We start from the raw sequence: 852 nt of genomic DNA on the forward strand, positions 1-852 counted from the left end.
AGATCGTTGGAGCACCGGAACCCCAGAATCTTTCGGGGATAGTTGTTTATCCAATCCTCGATCTGCTGCACCTCCTTTGCGCTGTAGTTTTCAATCGGCGTACCCTTGGGAATAAATCTCCGGATGATTGCGTTTGCGTTCTCGTTGGAGCCGCGCTCCCAGCTTGAATAAGGATGGCAGTAATAGACCTTTGTGCGCGGATTCTTTGTCCTCACGGACTTTTCCATCCCGGCAGTATCCATGAATTCAGAACCATTATCCACTGTGATTGACTTAAAGAGAGCCGGAAAGCGTTTGCCATATCTACGCTCAAGCCTATTAAGAGCGGTCACCACTTCCGCACTGGTCTTGCGTTTCAGCTTTAAAATCATCTCCTGACGGGTCAATCGTTCGGTTAAGACAAGCAGTGCCTGTCCAGCGCCTTTTGACTTTCCCACAACCGTATCCATCTCCCAATGGCCGATCTCCTGTCTAGAATAAGCAGTTTCCGGTCTATCCTCTATGCTTGTGCATAGGGGCTTTTTTGTTCTCACCGCATGTACTCTCTTGTAAGGCTGCTTCCGTTGTCCTTTGCGTAGCAGATGCCGGTTAGTGATCCGCAAAAATACCTGCTTGTCTATGTAATTGTAAAGCGTTCTGGTACAAATAGATGTCCGAAAGTGCAGTCCCTTTGTCCGGATTTCTCCCAATACTGCCGCAGGGGAATAGTGCTTCTCCGCTATTCCGCATTCAACGTAGGCCGCAAAGTCATGATCGTTCCCGATCTTTAGCTGTGCACCCTTTGACGTAGCCTTATAATCATAATCCTTTTGCGCAATGTCCGCACTGTAGGCCCCTACCATCCTCCAATCG

General features: G+C 48.8%; 1 protein-coding gene. It reads right to left on the reverse strand.

Annotated elements, in window-relative coordinates; genetic code table 11:
• A partial coding sequence (locus tag D5269_RS18000) for an IS30 family transposase (protein WP_120487681.1) occupies window positions 1-842 on the reverse strand: 842 nt, incomplete at its 3' end.
• Window positions 843-852 lie beyond the last annotated feature (10 nt).

Source organism: Anaerotruncus sp. 1XD42-93, from assembly GCF_009917605.1.
GTDB lineage: Bacteria > Bacillota > Clostridia > Oscillospirales > Ruminococcaceae > Anaerotruncus.